General features: G+C 48.3%; 12 protein-coding genes. 5 read left to right on the top strand and 7 right to left on the bottom strand.

Annotated elements, in window-relative coordinates; genetic code table 11:
- Positions 1-195 precede the first annotated feature (195 nt).
- From CWC22_RS00765 to CWC22_RS00745, 5 genes are all read left to right on the top strand, one after another.
- Positions 196-732 carry a DUF4124 domain-containing protein gene (locus tag CWC22_RS00765; RefSeq protein WP_171045038.1) on the top strand — a complete coding sequence of 179 codons (537 nt, stop codon included), beginning with the start codon at positions 196-198 and terminating at the stop codon, positions 730-732.
- Between the two features lie 57 nt (positions 733-789).
- The gene (glnL, locus tag CWC22_RS00760) at positions 790-1851 is read left to right on the top strand and encodes a nitrogen regulation protein NR(II) (RefSeq protein WP_125563015.1); all 1062 of its coding nucleotides are present in this window, start codon (positions 790-792) and stop codon (positions 1849-1851) included.
- Positions 1852-1903: 52 nt separating this feature from the next.
- On the top strand, positions 1904-3304 hold the full coding sequence (gene ntrC, locus CWC22_RS00755) for a nitrogen regulation protein NR(I) (RefSeq protein ID WP_138537845.1): 1401 nt from the start codon (positions 1904-1906) through the stop codon (positions 3302-3304).
- Positions 3305-3412: 108 nt separating this feature from the next.
- Positions 3413-3589 carry a hypothetical protein gene (locus CWC22_RS00750; protein WP_164517604.1) on the top strand — a complete coding sequence of 59 codons (177 nt, stop codon included), beginning with the start codon at positions 3413-3415 and terminating at the stop codon, positions 3587-3589.
- Between the two features lie 115 nt (positions 3590-3704).
- A complete protein-coding gene (locus CWC22_RS00745) occupies positions 3705-4163 on the top strand; it encodes a cyclic nucleotide-binding domain-containing protein (RefSeq protein WP_010386139.1) in 459 nt (152 codons plus the stop codon).
- Between the two features lie 37 nt (positions 4164-4200).
- On the opposite strand, the gene CWC22_RS00740 is transcribed toward CWC22_RS00745, so the two are convergent.
- From CWC22_RS00740 to CWC22_RS00710, 7 genes are all read right to left on the bottom strand, one after another.
- A complete protein-coding gene (locus tag CWC22_RS00740; RefSeq protein WP_125563013.1) occupies positions 4201-5439 on the bottom strand; it encodes a cysteine desulfurase-like protein in 1239 nt (412 codons plus the stop codon).
- 9 nt (positions 5440-5448) lie between these two features.
- Positions 5449-6081 (bottom strand): 2OG-Fe dioxygenase family protein, encoded by a 633-nt coding sequence (locus tag CWC22_RS00735; RefSeq protein WP_138537846.1) that lies wholly within the window; start codon positions 6079-6081, stop codon positions 5449-5451.
- A gap of 257 nt (positions 6082-6338) precedes the next feature.
- On the bottom strand, positions 6339-10709 hold the full coding sequence (locus CWC22_RS00730) for a leucine-rich repeat domain-containing protein (RefSeq protein ID WP_138537847.1): 4371 nt from the start codon (positions 10707-10709) through the stop codon (positions 6339-6341).
- Positions 10710-11353: 644 nt separating this feature from the next.
- Positions 11354-12334, bottom strand: a complete 981-nt coding sequence (locus CWC22_RS00725; protein WP_138537848.1) for a hypothetical protein — start codon at positions 12332-12334, stop codon at positions 11354-11356.
- Positions 12334-13314, bottom strand: a complete 981-nt coding sequence (locus CWC22_RS00720) for an autotransporter outer membrane beta-barrel domain-containing protein (protein WP_125563009.1) — start codon at positions 13312-13314, stop codon at positions 12334-12336. Before CWC22_RS00720 ends, CWC22_RS00725 begins: the two co-directional genes overlap by 1 nt.
- A 263-nt stretch (positions 13315-13577) precedes the next feature.
- Positions 13578-16175 (bottom strand): bifunctional aconitate hydratase 2/2-methylisocitrate dehydratase, encoded by a 2598-nt coding sequence (gene acnB, locus CWC22_RS00715; protein ID WP_138537849.1) that lies wholly within the window; start codon positions 16173-16175, stop codon positions 13578-13580.
- Positions 16176-16439: 264 nt separating this feature from the next.
- A complete protein-coding gene (locus CWC22_RS00710; RefSeq protein WP_138537850.1) occupies positions 16440-17492 on the bottom strand; it encodes an OmpA family protein in 1053 nt (350 codons plus the stop codon).
- Between the last annotated feature and the right edge of the window lie 11 nt (positions 17493-17503).

Below are 17503 nucleotides of genomic sequence, written 5' to 3'. Positions count from 1 at the left end.
CAGCTGACACACTGCGCGATCCGGAATGCTTATTTCAGCTGCATTCACTCACTGATCAGTCCGCTGGTCGTGAAAGAACAGGCTGACTCTGCGCTCTTAAATCATATGTGTTCTCAAGCCCGCAATGCGGGCTTTTTTCATGCCGGTGCAATGGTAAACTTGCGCTAAAAGCACTAAAGTTATAGCTGGTAATGTGTGTCTTTTAAGCAAGGTGAAATCGTGTTGCGGCTTTATTGGGTGATTCTCTGTTTGGTGTACAGCGCAAGTGCTGTGTCAGATCAAAAAGTCTACCGCTGGAAAGACGAAAATGGTAACTGGGTCTATTCGGATGTGCCAAAAAAAGGCTCTGAGAAGGTCAAATTGAGCACCAATATGCTCACCATGCCAGCGACTGACACCAGTATTTTAACACCCACACAGTCCACGCCCACCGTTTCTTATCAGGCAAAAATTACAGCCCCAAGCGATCAGCAAACGCTACGTGAAAACAGCGGTAGCGTGTATGTGAATGGCCTAGTGACACCGCGCTTTGCAAATGGTTTTCAGGTTCAGCTGTTTCTTGATGGCAAAGCGACCGGGCCCAAACAAACCACAGCATCTTTTGCGTTACGCGATGTGCCCAGAGGGGAACACAAATTGCAAATGAAAGTATTTAATGACAAAGGCAAGCTGGTTGCCCAAAGTGCAGTAACCACCTTTTTTCTGCACCGCGCCAGCGTGCTCAACCGTTGATTATAATAATAGGTGTGCTAATCTGCTGTGCACCAACTTGGTGCAAGGCGATCCAATATGGCACAACCCTCCTCAGAATTAATACATGAATTATGGCAAAATCTATCCACTGCAGTGATCTTACTGACCGAAGACCTCACCATCTATTTTGCCAACAACAGCGCCAGCGAACTCCTTGGCCTGGGCAGTAAACGCTTACTAAATCAGCCATTCGAAGCGATTTTTCATCACCATATGATCGACATGAAGCGGCTTCAGCGTTACGTACTGGAAGACGGTGTCGATTGCCAGCAACACAAGGTTGACGTGGTCTTCATCGATAATCGCGCCAGCACACTAAACCTGTTTGCACGTCGTTTTATGTTCCAAAACCGGGCATTTATCCAACTAGAATGTCGCCGTATCGATGAAGAACTACGATTCGATCAGGCCTTTAATCAGGCCCACCAATATCAGGCTGCCCGCAACTTGATCCGCGGCCTGGCACACGAAATCAAAAATCCGTTGGGTGGGATCCGAGGAGCGGCGCAATTATTGCAGTATGAAGTGCAGCAGGAAGAGCGGGACGAATGCGCAGAGTTAATTATTGAGCAAGCGGATCGCCTGACCGAGTTGGTAGACCGGCTACTGGGCCCTAACGAATTGCCTCGCAAAGAGCCTTGTAATGTCCATCGTATGTTGGAGTCGGTGATCCGGCTCAGTGAACTCGATGGGGCCGCTGGGATCCGCCTGGTCAAAGACTATGACCCGAGCATTCCGGATGTGGTTATGGATGAAGCCAAAATCCAGCAGGTGGTGTTAAACATTATCCGCAACGCACAACAGGCGCTGGGTGAGCAAGGCGAGATAAAAGTGTCAACCCGGATCCGTCATCGTATCAGACGCGGTAAGCAACTGATGAAAAAAGCGTTGCAGATCAGGGTCACAGATAACGGCCCCGGCATTGCCCAGGAAATGCAGGCCACCTTGTTTTACCCTATGGTAACCAACAAGGAAGGTGGTTCTGGATTAGGCTTGTCTATTGCCCAAACACTGGTCGAGCAACACCATGGTTTCATCGATTGCGACAGCTGGCCTGGCCATACTGAGTTTGCCATCTACCTGCCCTTTGAAGCATAAACGCGTCTTGTGACGTGCGTTCATAACCTATTTTGAGAAGTGGGATCACACCATGAAAAATGTTTGGCTTGTCGATGATGATGCATCTATTCGCTTTGTTCTGGAAAAAGCGCTGGCGCGTGCAGGCTTTCAAACTGAGAGTTTCTCTAATGGCCAGGATGTACTCACCGCGCTGACCTATGATCAACCCGCAGTATTGATCTCAGATGTCAGAATGCCCGGCATAGATGGTATGGCCTTGCTGGAAGAAATCGCAGAGCAACACCCCAACCTGCCAGTCATCATCATGACTGCCCATTCCGATCTGGATTCGGCGGTCAATGCCTTTCAAAAGGGGGCGTTTGAATATCTCGCCAAGCCGTTTGATCTGGACGAAGCCGTCTCTCTGGTGGAGCGCGCTTATCAGGCCAGCTCACAAAATAACAAAGCGAAGCGCCCCAGCAACAATGCCAAACAGCCCGATATCATTGGTGAAGCGCCGGCCATGCAGGAGGTTTTCCGGGCCATCGGTAAACTCTCGGTCTCCAGCATGAGCGTATTGATCAACGGAGAGTCAGGCACAGGTAAAGAACTGGTGGCTGGCGCTTTGCACAACCACAGTCCGCGCCGGGAACAGCCGTTTATCGCACTGAATATGGCAGCCATTCCCAAAGACCTCGTTGAATCTGAACTCTTTGGCCACGAAAAAGGCGCCTTTACCGGTGCAGACAGCATACGTCGGGGACGATTTGAGCAGGCTAATGGTGGTACGCTGTTTCTGGATGAAATCGGCGACATGCCACTGGACGTGCAAACCCGCCTGCTCAGAGTGCTGGCAGATGGCGAGTTTTACCGGGTAGGCGGCCATCACAGCGTTAAGGTCGACGTGCGGATCATTGCGGCCACCCATCAGGACCTGGAGCGCCTGGTAGAACAGGGGGAGTTTCGCGAAGACTTATTCCACCGCCTGAATGTCGTTCGGCTTAAGCTGCCGCCGCTGCGTGAGCGCCGAGAAGACATTGCCAAACTAAGTGAGAACTTTCTCGTACGCAGTGCCAAAGAGTTAAAAGTCCCTTGCAAGATACTAACAACCGAAGCGCTCAAGGTTATGCAGGCATTTCACTGGCCAGGTAACGTGCGTCAGCTTGAAAACAGCTGTCGCTGGTTAACGGTGATGGCACCTGGTGATGTCATCAATGTCGCTGACCTGCCAGAAGAGCTGAACCAGCCAATCAAAGCTACCGCTGTGGATGCCATTGAAGGTGACTGGCTGGATGCCTTTCAAAACTGGCTGGAACAAGAGCTCCATCAGGGCAAAGAAGACATCTGGCCTCAGGTACAGGCCCAGCTGGAGACCCGCCTGATCAAAACTGCGCTGGCCGTATGCCATGGTCACAAGCAGGAAGCGGCGCTGAAAATTGGCTGGGGCCGTAATACCCTGACCCGCAAATTGAAGGAACGAAACTTTACCTGAGAAAAGCGTTGCCTGTATGAAAAAACATCACTTGTTCCTAAAAGCTTGAACTCGTACTTTTAATAAGTGCACTTTGCACACTAAAACTACAACATTTAAGGAACGACTATGAAAATCAGCTTACAGAAAAAATCGCTCAAACGCTTGAACAACAAAACGCCATTAGCTCAGGAGCTAACACCACAAGCTGCAGGTGGTATGTATGCCAGCTCACCCTATAACAAGGGATGTATGACCTATCAAGGACTAACTTGCCCAACCTCTCCGTATGATCCAGGCTGCTAAATATACACCTGACTGCCGAGTGAAAGCCCGGCAGTTTTCGAACTGGCTTCTGCCTTGACCCCATTGTAAAAAGCAAGCACTATGCTGTCATATTGATCCGAACTTGCTTTATATCATGAAACTACTGGAGCATATCCCACTGATCAAACAGTTGGAAATTCTCAACAGACTCACCTTTTTCAAAGAGTTTACGCTGTCCGAACGTCAGGTGCTGCTTGAGTCCTTTAGCCATCTGTACCTGGTCAGCAAAGACAGGCACGCATTTCGGCGTTTTGATAAAGACAATCGACTGTACATTGTGCTCAGTGGTGAGCTGTCTATCTACAACCAGGATCAACATCATGCCATTGGCCGGGTCGGCCCAGGTGAATTTCTCGGCGAAGGCGCTTTTATTTCTCACCGGGAACGCAGCACCAGCGCACTGGCATGCAAAGACACCATCCTGCTGGCTATTACGCCCGATGCATTGACACGTTTACCTAATGTGATCAGAGAGAAAATCAAAGATAAGATCATTGAAGGGATGAGTGCACGGATCAGTCAACTCAACCATTATATTGAAGACCATTTATGAACACTCAAAAAAGGCGCCCTCAGGCGCCTTTTTAGTATTACTGTGCCAGTAATGCTTCGAAGTGTCCGAACAAGGTGTCCAGCTCTTCAATTGTGTTGTAGTGCATACAACCGATACGCACAACTCCACCGCTTTGCATTACACCCAGCTGTTCACATAGGCCCTGTGCATAGAAGTTACCATCCCACACACAAATATGCTGTTTACCCAGGTATTCAGACACGGTGCGTGGAGCAATGCCATCAAAGGTTAATGCAAACGTGGGGGTGCGCTCGCCAAGGCGCGCCGTGTCTTTGATTCCATACAAACGGATTTGCGGAAATGCCTGCAGGCGTGACAAGAAGTATTCACTTAACGCCATTTCATGAGCTTTGGTATTGGCAAAAGCCACACCCAGACGTTCCCGTCGCGGGGTATCTTCAGGTAATCCACTCAGCGAGGCAATATAGTCAATGGCTGCCACAACCCCAGCCAGCCCTTCAAAACTTTGGGTGCCCGTTTCCCAACGGCCCGGCACCACGTCTTTTGCAGGTTCGACTTTATACGGCGTAAAGCCAGCCAGATGGGCCATTTTACCGTATACCACACCAACGTGTGGACCAAAGAACTTATAGACAGAGCAGGCCAGGAAATCACAGTCCAGCGCCTGAACATCGATCAGCTCATGGGGTGCATAGTGCACGGCATCAACGTATACCAGTGCACCAACCTGGTGCGCCAGTTCGACTATCTGTTTGATGTCATTGATAGAGCCGGTGGTATTAGACGCATAAGTCACGGCCACCAGCTTAGTCTTACTATTGAGCAGGCTACGGAAATGGTCCATATCCAGCGTGCAATCGGCTTCATTCACCTTCACTGCATGTACACTCGCCCCTTTATCCTCAGCAGCCTGACGCCATGACGAGACATTGGAGTAATGATCTGCATTGGTTACAATGATCTCATCACCAGCCTGCCAGTCGCGTGAAATCGCGCGACTAAAGCTGAACGTCAGGCTGGTCATGTTGGCACCAAAAACAATCTGCTCTTTGGCTGGCGCATTGAGCAAGTCCGCCACCGCCTGACGCGCATTGTCCATTAGCTCGACGGTTTTATCACTGGAGAAAAAGGCTCCACCCAGGTTGGAGTTAAAGTAACCCAGATACGCAGACATAGCACTGAGCACAGACTGCGGCACTTGCGAGCCACCCGGGCCATCCAGGAAAATAGGGGAACGGCCTGCCACTTGTTGCATCAGGGCAGGAAACTGACGACGCACTTGATTCAGATTCATAATGGCCTCTTACGCGGTAAATACAAAACAGTCCAGATACCCCGTTTGCGTGGCATCTAGCTTGTTCATTGGCGTCGCGTTGTGCCAAACCTCACGGTCATTGACCAGAGCAAACAGACCATCTTTGATCTCCATCTTAAAGCATGGCTCAGCGTCTTTGTGCTCGTATACCAGCAGCTCACCACCCGCGATGTTCTCATGCGACACACCACATACGCACACATGATCAAAACCATCCTGATGCACGCCTTCTGGTGCTGGCGGTGTATCACTCTCAATGGCCAGCATGCGGAACTGATGGACTTCGATGTCACGCTCATCGCTGATACCTGTCATTACTTTAAATTCATTCAGCAGGTGCTTGAAACCTTCGCTGTGGATCAGGTCTGCTTCCAGATTTTCATAAACACGCTCAATGTTGCCCTGAAAGGTGTTGATTGAGTCGTCCTGCACAAAGGCTTTAGTCGGCTGCAGAGCCACTTCGCCATTGGCAAATTTCAATACGGAATAACGACGTTTACGGAATGCACCATCCGCATAAGGGTTATCTGGCAGACGGTTAAACGAAGGTTTAACCGCATCGATGTGCGTTTGTTGAATAAAACGAAGTTGTAGCAAATTCTGGTTGTTTACTGCGGTCATTTTGCTCTCGCCTAGGGATGACAATTTGGCGGAGATCTTAATCCATTTAAAGGGGAATTGTGATTTTGAATCTGTTTATTTAGTCGGTTTAAAAGAATAATTAGCCTGTTTTTTGCAATTTTTTAAATCAAAAATACACAAGTTGCAAGTTCAGTGTTTACTGCATACAAAAACAGGACTTTGCATGCAAAGTCCTGTTTTAGCGTCAGCGTTGTGGCAATCTTGGTTACATTGCAAAACGCTGGGTGAGTACAGAGTTATGGTAGCGGCACGAACTCCACCTGCAACACACAGTAGCCTTGCAGTGGACCGAGTCGGTATACCGTGCCCAGTAACTCGCCCGGACAACCTGTGACACGACCAACCTGATGACCGGCATCTGGCTGTAAGATAAGTTCCAGAGACTGATTGTTTTCAAGCTCTACAGCAGACTCACTGACACTGCCCTGCCCTGTGATAGTAATCTCAGCCAGAGAAGATTGACTGTAAGTCAGGTTATAGTACCCATCGTTTTCCAACTGTAACAGGTAAGAAACGGTATCATTACTGAGCGGGTTTAAGCCAAGATCCAGCTGTACATCTTTATTCTCTATCGCCTCAATCCCGGTTACTGAATGCAGTGCGTTGGCCTGTGTATAGACATATTGCAGGCGCGGGTTATACTGCAAATCTAATTCGGTAATGGACGTGTAGGAAAAAGACAGGCTATCCAATTCAATGTTATGGCTCAAATCAATTTGCGTTAGCGGATTATGACCGACGGCCAGATTTTGGAGTCTGGTCAGGCTGGACAAATCAATCTGCTCCAGTGCGGCCCGCTGCCAGACTAATGATATCAGATTCGGATACTGCGCCAGGTCCACCCAACGAGCATCAACTCCACTGATATCCAAATTAGATAGCTGGCTGCCATTGAACTGCCCCAACTGACTCACCAGCAGTGGGCTATAACCCACATTCAGATATTCAAGCTGCAATCCATCAGCCAGTGTAAGAGACTGTAAGTGACCATTGTTGCTAATGTCCAGGTTTGTCAGCTGCGAATTCTGACTCAAATCCAACTCGGCCAGAAACGGCATGCTGTCAACGTAAAGTAATAGCAACTTACGGTTAGCGGACAGGTCCAACTGGTCGAGTTGTGTGGCGCTAATGTAGAGCATCTCCAAGTTAGGATTATGAGCAACATCCAGCTGTGTCAGATTATTATAATGTAGCTCTAGCTCATTTAATCCTGGCATTCCATCCAGCTGCACTGCTGTAAGTCTATTCTGTCCGGCAATGAACCTGGTCAGCATAGGGTGCTCACCTGTCAACACTTGTGTTAAGTGATTTCCAGAAAGCTCCACACCGTACAGTGCGGTATTCTCAGTCATGTCCAACTGCGCTAATGCGTTCCAACTGGCGTCCAAATAACGCAGCTGCAGATTGTTCTCAATACTCAGCGCACTCAGCGAATTCATGCTGACATTCAGGTAATGTAACTGAAGGTTGTGCTCAAGGTTAAGTCCTTCGAGCCGGTTGTCTGACAATATCAGGGTTGTCAAATTGGGCCAGCTTTGTGCGTCGAACGTGCTTAGCGCATTGCCGGATAAATCCAGTTGATGCAGTGCGGTGAAACGTGCCAAACCTAACGATGCCAGCGTCTCATCATTGAGTCCGAGACCTTGCAATTTCAGCGCCAGTAGCTGTTCAGGATCAGACACAGTCAAGGCAGAAATACCGTGTTCGCTCCCCTCAATGCTGAGGGATGTCAGTTGACTCAAACCAGACAAATCGAATTCGCTGACGGCCACAGGACCAAGTGTCAGCTCTTGTAACCCAGTCAAATTATTCAATCCGTTCAGTGACTGGATTGATTCACTCGGTGTGCAAGAAAGTGAGGTAATTGCCTGAGGAGACTGCACCGGCATCTGGTTTACGCACTCAGCAAGGCGGGGATCCGTGATACCGGCCAGCTCTGCCAGATTGGCCTTTTCAACAAAAGTGGCGGTAATTTCACAATCCGTATCACGTGCTGGAATGTAATAATTCGGCTCGGATAGCTCACCACCACAGCCAGTGATGCTCTGCAGCATATAACCTGCCTCGGACTCAACATAGACATGCGCAGAGTGTCCTTTAGGGATTTCCTGATAGGCGGGATAAAAATTGCCCTGCCCTATTGTCTGAGTCGTGATCTCGTAACCATCAAAATCGTAATACCACTGTTGCTTATCAGACTCCTGACACCCCTGGCTGGCAGCATAAAGACAGATCTGCATACCCCTAACATCATAATTCAGGAGCTCCACATAATGCGGTTGCTCGTCGAGCATGAACGCTAACTTACCATCTTCTAATTCGTACTGATGCACAACGCCATTGATAATCAACTGGTTTTTAACACTGTCTGGATGTTCTATGCTCCAAAACATAGGTCCAAACATGACTTTGTACCAACCCAAATCCTCGTCTTTTGCCCACATATCGTGAATATCATCGAGGTTACTTGGCAAAAACTCTGTTTGTACTATTTCAGGAGTATAGTGATAGATCAGCAGACTATGATACAAAGAGGTTGTGTTACCCTCACTATCAAACCGCTCAAACTGACGACTTACATAATAGTAATCATCAGATTGTGCTACTAACTGGTGTGTAACTTTAGCCTGCAAAGTGCAGTCTGGCATATTTGGCTTACACTCTGAGGTGCTTATGCCGTAATTTTCGTCATATCTGTAGCGTTCTCGTATTAACTCACCCTTGTCGACATGCCAGGCATATTGCCAATCAAAAGTATCAATATACAGCTCACCACTGCTAAATAGATCCATATCGAAAGCAGCTTGGTTCATGCCAATGAAACCCTGCCAACGGCCAACCACGTTGCTGTCGGTGAATACCGCCTCCGGCTGCTGTTTAACCAGGATCCCATAGCGCGTATCGGCCATACCAGCCTCACCTTTGGCTAGGCTCACATATTGATAAGCAGCGCCGAGTTTTTTGGTTATCCAGAACACCTCAGTCACAGTGTGCTCGCCCGCTCGATAGTCAACTTCAAGCGTATTGCCATTTACCCGCCAGGCCAGTACCTCTCGCTTGGGATCCACAATGGGGGTAGAGATTTCTCCGTTCTGCTCCAGCTGATACTGATCCGGGAAACCACGACCAGTTTGACCATCGCTTTCGCGCACCTCAATATGCCACAACCCCTGCATCTCTTCGTCACCCGGCAGGGCCAGGGTCATCCCTTTATCCAGCAAATTACTGGTATAAGCTTTTTCATATGGTTCTGTCTCGGGGTCATTCCCGCCGAACACAGCAATGCCCTGTTCAACAATGTCGACTGTTCTGAACACGGCATTTTCCGCCAGGATCGTCATTTCCAATGAATCAATGTAGACAGAGCGCTCTGGATCACTCTCCCGGGTTGAGATGTGTAACGGCTCCGCCAGGGTGATCTGGACTGTGTTGTTGTCTTGTTTCCAGCTTTTGATCTCCACAGTATTGATTGCGGAAATAGTACCTTTTCCAGAACCACTCAAGCTGACATGATATGCAGCAGCATTGAAGTGTTTCACCGCTTGCAGAATGAACTCGCCCTCAACAGGGGCTGTAGTATCGTCAATCAAGTCAACATCTTGCTTTATTGCAGCCTTCGTCGACTCAATCAACGCGGGATCTGCAGCATTGATGTCATTCTCAAATTGTTGAGCAGTGTGCGCATCGTCGACTAAATCCAATGTCGTCTTCACGCCTTCAGGGAGGCTATAATCACTATTATCAACAACAATCTTAATCAACGAAGCCAGCGACATTTTTTCGTCGGCATCAACATTTAATAACGCCTGGTTTAATTCAGCATTACTGGTTAGCATAGCGCCTGCGCGTGTCATCAACGCATATTCCGCAGTCGAAACGTTCGTAACATTAACGCCAAAGTTTTCAGTCTTATCGAGCTGACCATCTTCACCGGCTTGTTGTACCAACTGTGCCATGGAATTCAGCACAGAAACAAATTCAACCTGACTCTGTGCATCCACGCCGGTTGCTGAAATCATGACCGGGTAGTCTGCCTCACTTTCATCTACAACCAATGTCGCAGAATACAAGCCTTCTCCGTTTGCCTTGACCTGCACCTCAGATCCGCCCGCAGACAATACAACATCCGCATTGGCAATAGGCTCATCTGTCACGCGTCCATTCAGGGTAACTGAAACTGTATTGCGTTTGATCAGCACACTTTGGCTGGATTGCTGAATCGCTCCCTGATCGTCGGTTACCATCACCGTAAAGGTAATAGTCGTATCTTCTTGGATATCCGGTACCGTATAGGTCGGCATTGCCGTATCCGTATCTGCTTCCGTCAAAGAAAGCGACGAACTGTGAGACCAGGCGTAACTGGTCACTTTGCCATCAGAATCGCTAGCACTGGCTGTCAGTGTAAATGCGAGGCGCTCCTGTTGCTCAGGCAAGGCTGCTATGCTCACCACCGGCGCCTGATTCTGTTTAGGTGTAACAGCGCCCTGACCAGAGTCAGCTCCCGTGCTGTCACTTCCCCCTCCACATCCGCTCAATGCGAACGCCAAGGCAGCGGTAAGTGGCCACTTACTCTGACCTGAAACAATTAACCCCTTAATTTTAGTCATTATTGTACTTCCTGCATCAAGGTTATCCATCCTCGTAGTATTGTGTTGTGTCTAATCGCTTTTGTAGCGCAGTTTTAAACGCCTATTCTAACATTGTTTCTATTTCTTCAACAGGTGCATAAAATACAATTATTTTTTATTGCGGGTCATTAACAATGTAACTTATTGATAATACTAGCTTGCTTAATTCAATATTCTATTTGGAGGCGAGAAAATGGGGTCGATCACACCGCACCCGCGTCCTGCTATCGCTGAGACACCTACATTCATATAGACGAGGAACAAGTTTTACTCTTTGGTTGTTCTAACTGAGAAATTTTTAACGCTGTTAGCGCCCTATTTGCTCCTTCAAATAGGCTAGGTATTAAGTGACATTGGTATAATACTGTGGCGATGGAAAGGAGTTGATGCAAAAAGCAAGGCTTTACGTACAAAGCCCTGCCTTTTAATGGGTACTTTGAGTGGAAATTCAGAAATGGGATTAATTTGTCGTAACCACCTCTGCAACTGGCCAACTAGCAAGTGTTGATTGCAATAAGCGACCACCAGACATTCACAGCCCCCCATAAACTTTTCTATCCAAGAACTTGTTTATAGTAAGCATTTACATGACTGCCCATGTGTCACAGTCGCTGAGTGCACCACTACAGCTTGTTGTTAATCGCCGCCAGCTGTTCGCTGAAACTCAGGTGACGCAGATCCCCCAAACCAGCCTTGTTTGTCATTTCTAAGAGCTGTGCTTCCAGCGCCAGTAACGGGGCTTCTGCGCGCTTATCGTCAATGGCAGCCTGCCTGCGCATATGCTCAGAAAAAAGCTGCTCCATTCTTTTTATCTGTAACTCAGCCAGTTTCACCTTGTGCTTGATGTCTTCATAAGCGCGCACATTTTGGCGAATATAGCTTTGCGCAGACTCTGCCGTGACTTTGACATCCTGATATACGGTCGGCAAAATGTCAGCCTTATCTGAGGTTGCCAGCGTTCGTACCTCACTCAGCACTTTACCCAGAAAAAAGTGCTCCGCTGCGTCCTGCTCCAGCACATGTAGCTGAGACTGTAGTTCAGGCAACGCTCCCTCAACCTCAATGCGTTTACCAGCAACCAGCATCTCTTTGAAGTCATCGTGGCGCGCCGCAAGCCGAGCATAACGACGCGCAAACTGCTGCCCAGCTTCCAGTTTATCGAGTACCACAAAATGAGCGCGAACCGGTTCCAGTACACTAACAATAGCTTGCTTTGCGCTTTGTGCTGCCGCAATCAAGCTGACAATTTCCTGACTAACTGCCATCACCTCATCGGCTTTGGTGTCCGAGGAAAACAAAGAGGCGCTTTCGAGTGATTCCGCCGGGTTTGCACTGAGCTCAGCGAAGTCATCTTGCAATGATTGCCAAAGTTTACTGGCCTTTGAGGTCCGTTCGCTGTCGTACTCACTCAGTTCTGCCTCTGCGGACAAACCAATCGCTTGTTGTGCCTCCTGATAGGCTGCCTCAGCTTTATGATAGGCAGCCTGGATCTGCTCTGGGGTTGCCTTATCACTGCTAACAATATTGCTCACTGAATCCAGCGTTTTACACCCGCCTAATAATGTTACTGCCAGTAATAAGGCGATACTGCTTTGTTTGTACATTAATAACTCCATTGGATCCCGGCTGACAGGGATATATTGGTATACTCTATGTCTGGGACAGTACGACGATTGCCATCTGACTCAGAGATTGCATCACGTTCTTTGTAAGATACATCCAGCCCCGCCATCACAGCGATGCTCTCAAAAACCTGATAACGGACACCCGCACGCCCCTGTATGCCCCAACCATTAAAGGTTTCACTGAGTGTTCTCTCAATGGTCCGGGTATTCTGTACTCGGGTATAAACAGGGAGTGTCACTTCGGCATCTGCATACCAGCTAAATTTATTAGACGTATCTTGTAGTTTGCTGTCATATCTTAACCCGGCCGCAGCAATAATGCTCAATTGATCTTCTGTGGTAGAAACGACGGGCTGTAGATTACCAGGTAAGCCCTCCAGATCCCCTGTACCTGTGTTATTTTGCCCGGGTAAATTAAAACGTGCTACGGGATCGCCATCACCACGCGGTGCGGACTGTAAGACCTGATCAAACTGGCCAGCCCCAGGCTGAGCGAATCGAAAGTCCGACCGGGTAAAGCTGGTTGTAAAAATCCGCCCACCCATAGTGACTTGCAATGCACGTGTTAGGTTATAGGCGGCACTCATTGCTATTTCGTTAGACTTTGCTTTGAAATCGTTATATTGCACTGCGCCAAACTGGTGGGTCACAGAGCTGTCGTTAGGGTCCTGAAAATCATTGACATACCAGGTTTCTGTATCCAGGCCCGGATAAATGGTTGCCGCAGTGCCAATATACACACCCCAGTCGTCGTTAATGCCAGAATAAGACAGCTGTCTGATTGTGGGATTACGCACTTTTGCGTCCTGAGTCAAACGGCCCAATCCGCTTAAATCATTAAGCGCTTCACTGTATTCAATGGATTCAAAACCGAGGCGAATTTCACTATAAGAAGGGTTAGGTGCAGCCGCAGCGGTGCCTGTGACCAGACAACACGCCATAATAAGCGATTTATTCATAACGTTAGACCTTGCGCAGAGTAGACTGGAAAGTAACACAAGGACCAACGCACCACTCCCTGGTTACAGATTCTTACATTATTGAATAATAATAAGTCAAGCCGTCAGATAGTCAAGAAACTCACCTCGCCTTAGGGACCACGAAAGCCAATGAGGCAGCATTTGAAATAAAATATAAACAAACACTTAGCTGACTTTTGATATACATTAAGTATGACTGAGCCAGCTTGAAGCTGGCTCTGGCTGAATACGAACTTAGTGACTTAAACAGCTTGCTGAATAATCACATCATCCGCTTTTTTAGTGTACTGAGGCATTTTGTGGAAATTCAGATAACGATAGGTATCTGCAGCGGTGGCATTGATCCGCTCTGCATATTGTTGATACTCCGCCGGCGTTGGCAGCTTACCCAGGATAGCTGCAACAGCAGCAAGCTCTGCCGAGGCCAGGTAGACATTGGCACCAGTTCCCAGACGGTTGGGGAAATTACGTGTAGAAGTTGACACCACAGTTGCCTTGTCCGCGACCCGGGCCTGGTTACCCATACACAACGAACAGCCAGGCGTTTCAATGCGCGCACCAACACGGCCGTAAATACCGTAATACCCTTCATCTGTTAATTGATCTCTGTCCATCTTAGTCGGCGGCGCAACCCATAACTGTGTTGGTAGCCGAGCACCAAAGTTATCGAGCAGTTTGCCCGCAGCCCTGAAATGACCTATGTTAGTCATACAAGAGCCAATAAACACCTCATCAATTGTTTCACCAGTTACCTCGGACAACAGACGCGCATCATCCGGATCGTTTGGCGCACATAGAATAGGCTCCTTAATTTCAGCGAGATCAATTTCAATCGTGTGAGCATATTCTGCGTCGGGATCCGCAGTCATCAGTTCAGGGGTCGCCAACCACTCTTCCATCTTGGTGATACGACGCTCGATAGTGCGAACATCGCCATAACCCTCAGCAATCATCCACTTCAGCATGACGATATTTGAATTTAAGTACTCTTCAATCGATTCCTGGGACAATTTAACGGTACAGCCCGCAGCTGAGCGCTCAGCCGATGCGTCGGACAATTCAAATGCCTGCTCAACAGTCAGATGCTCAACCCCTTCAATTTCAAGAATACGGCCAGAGAACTCATTGATCTTACCTTTCTTTTCAACCGTGAGTAAGCCTTGCTTAATCGCATAGTAGGGGATCGCATGAACCAGATCGCGTAGCGTGATCCCGGGTTGCATCTCACCTTTAAACCGCACCAGTACGGATTCTGGCATATCCAGTGGCATCACACCGGTTGCTGCTGCAAATGCCACAGCACCCGACCCGGCCGGGAATGAAATCCCCAATGGGAAGCGGGTATGAGAGTCACCACCTGTCCCCACGGTATCTGGCAGCAACATGCGGTTCAGCCAGGAGTGGATCACGCCATCGCCAGGACGCAATGATACGCCACCGCGATTCATGATGAAATCCGGCAAAGTGTGGTGGGTATTTACATCAATCGGCTTAGGGTAAGCCGATGTATGACAGAATGACTGCATCGTTAGATCAGCTGAAAAGCCCAAACATGCCAGATCTTTTAATTCATCCCGAGTCATTGGGCCTGTGGTATCCTGCGAGCCCACTGTGGTCATCGTTGGCTCACAGTACTGACCCGGGCGAACCCCTGGCATATTACAGGCACGACCAACCATTTTCTGTGCCAATGTGAACCCTTTACCTGAGTCCTCTATCAGTTTAGGTTTGCAGAAAATATCTTCCTGCTCCAACCCCAGCGCATGCCGTGCTTTATCAGTCAGCCCCCGGCCAATGATCAAAGGAATACGACCGCCGGCTCGTACTTCATCCAGGATAACATCTGACTTCAAACTAAATGTGGTGACCACTTCATCGCTACCATGGCGCTTAACGACCCCTTCGTATGGGTAGATATCAATCTGGTCACCCATATTCAGGTCATCAACCGGTAGCTCAATGGGTAAAGCACCCGAATCTTCCATTGTATTGAAGAAAATAGGCGCAATCTTGCCACCGAGGCACACACCACCCACTCGCTTATTTGGCACAAACGGAATATCGTCACCCATAAACCATAGAACAGAGTTAGTTGCTGACTTACGTGAAGAGCCGGTACCTACAACATCACCGACATACGCTAAGGGCAACCCTTTTTGCTTCAGCGCTTCTAATTGGGTAACCGGACCAATTTCGCCCGCTCTGTCCGGCGTAATGCCATCCCGCTCATTTTTTAACATAGCCAGCGCATGCAGCGGAATATCGGGTCGTGACCAGGCATCCGGTGCCGGAGACAGATCATCCGTATTGGTTTCGCCCGTCACCTTAAAGACCGTTACTGAGATTTTATCTGCGACTGCGGGCTTATCCAGGAACCACTCAGCATTTGCCCAGGATTCAATCACTTGTTTAGCAAATACATTACCTGCTTTGGCTTTTTCCTCAACATCATAGAAGGCATCAAACATGAGCAGGGTGTGTGATAAGCCTTTCACCGCTATCGGCGCTAATGCTGCGTCATCCAACAATTCGATCATCGGCGCAATGTTGTACCCACCCAACATAGTGCCCAGTAACTCTGCCGCATAAGCTTTAGAGATGAGGGGAGAAGTCGCTTCGCCTTTTGTTACAGCCGCTAAAAAGCCCGCTTTGACGTAGGCTGCGTCATCCACACCGGGTGGTACACGATTGATAAACAGATCAACGATAAACTCTTCTTCACCTGCTGGTGGCGTTTTCAATAACTCGATCAGTTCTGCGGTTTGCTGCGCATCCAGCGGTTTGGGAACAATCCCTTGCGCTGCGCGCTCCTCAACATGGTTACGATATTCTTGAAGCACAGTTATGCCCTCTTGGTGACGTGAACAGGTAATTAATTTTTAGGGTTAAAAACCCTAATAAATTTGCTTATATGTAAAATATGATGATTTATTATAAGGTCTTAGAGTATAGATGAAAATCAAACGGCCACTTTGCCATCTTATATTGACTATAAACCCTGTGAATACACTGAGTTAAAAACAATGTTTATATGAATGGCTTGAAGTAAGAAAAAGAGACAAAAAGGCCCGGACAATGCCGGGCCAGAGTAGAATAAACAAGGGTTAGCGCTTAACTTTGACACGCTCTACAGATTTCACTTTTGCTTCAACACGGCGGTTTTCAGCATGGGCTTGTGCGGAATCATCGGTATTTTTCAGACGTTCTTCACCGTAACCCACCGTTGTGATACGCATTTCATCAATGCCTTTCTCTATTAGCTGCTTCGCAACAGCATCAGCACGCTTCTTAGACAACCATTTGTTGTAATCCGCTTTACCCACAGCGGAAGTGTGCCCTTCAAGTACCACTGTGGTTTCTGGGTGCTCATTCAGGAAGCTTACAACAGCTTGAATATCATTAAGATACTGTTGTGACACGCTTGAGTTATTGTTCGGGAAACGCACCAGCAAGCTGACAGTTACCTCTTTGTCTTCATACAAAGTACACCCTTGCGCATCAACTGCATCACTCATTGGTGTATTGGCACACTGGTCATCCATGTCATAAATGCCATCTTTGTCCGTATCGACAGGCGCTGCGACAACAGGCTCTGGCTCTGGCTGCGGAGCTGGTGCAGGTTCAACAGGTTTACTGCTGCTCGCGCCGCCAAAGAAGTAGTTAATACCGAGCTTTGCGCCCACATCGGTGTAACCCCGATCAATGCCCTGATAAATAGCCGTTTCAAAGTTAGCAGCAAAGTTGTCGCTGAAGTGATGACGATAACCCGCGCCCACATTGGCAAAGGTGTTATTGTCAAACACATCGATTGATTTCAGACCAAATAGTGCATAGAAAGGGCCACCATTAAAGTGATAAAGGCCGTCAATACCAATTCTATCACCGTCTACAGAGTCACTGCGTAATCCTGACAAATCAAAATCCATATCAGCATACTCAAGACGAGCACTCCAGTATTTGCTAAAGCGATAGCCCAGCTCGGCACCCCACCCCATTGAATCATCAACGGTGACGCCAGCTGCATCCCGACTATTTTCCCACTCAGCATTATAGTAGTCACCAAAGACGCCCAAATAAACGCCTTCTTGGTGGTCATCCGCATACGCACTGGTTGCCATCAAAGCTGTTACAACAACGCTTAGCATTCGTAGTTTCATCATCCTTCCCT

This window comes from Pseudoalteromonas rubra (assembly GCF_005886805.2).
Lineage (GTDB): Bacteria > Pseudomonadota > Gammaproteobacteria > Enterobacterales > Alteromonadaceae > Pseudoalteromonas > Pseudoalteromonas rubra_D.
The sequence above is the reverse complement of the archived record's forward strand: the minus strand, read 5'-3'. Positions and strand labels throughout refer to the sequence as shown.

Bases quoted from the DNA above. Each gene is read 5' to 3' on its own strand.
- CWC22_RS00730 (WP_138537847.1), bottom strand. From the start codon at position 10,709: ATGACTAAAATTAAGGGGTTAATTGTTTCAGGTCAGAGTAAGTGGCCA.
- CWC22_RS00720 (WP_125563009.1), bottom strand. From the start codon at position 13,314: ATGAATAAATCGCTTATTATGGCGTGTTGTCTGGTCACAGGCACCGCT.
- ntrC (WP_138537845.1), top strand. From the start codon at position 1,904: ATGAAAAATGTTTGGCTTGTCGATGATGATGCATCTATTCGCTTTGTT.
- CWC22_RS00745 (WP_010386139.1), top strand. From the start codon at position 3,705: ATGAAACTACTGGAGCATATCCCACTGATCAAACAGTTGGAAATTCTC.
- CWC22_RS00710 (WP_138537850.1), bottom strand. From the start codon at position 17,492: ATGAAACTACGAATGCTAAGCGTTGTTGTAACAGCTTTGATGGCAACC.
- CWC22_RS00740 (WP_125563013.1), bottom strand. From the start codon at position 5,439: ATGAATCTGAATCAAGTGCGTCGTCAGTTTCCTGCCCTGATGCAACAA.
- glnL (WP_125563015.1), top strand. From the start codon at position 790: ATGGCACAACCCTCCTCAGAATTAATACATGAATTATGGCAAAATCTA.
- CWC22_RS00735 (WP_138537846.1), bottom strand. From the start codon at position 6,081: ATGACCGCAGTAAACAACCAGAATTTGCTACAACTTCGTTTTATTCAA.
- CWC22_RS00725 (WP_138537848.1), bottom strand. From the start codon at position 12,334: ATGTACAAACAAAGCAGTATCGCCTTATTACTGGCAGTAACATTATTA.
- CWC22_RS00750 (WP_164517604.1), top strand. From the start codon at position 3,413: ATGAAAATCAGCTTACAGAAAAAATCGCTCAAACGCTTGAACAACAAA.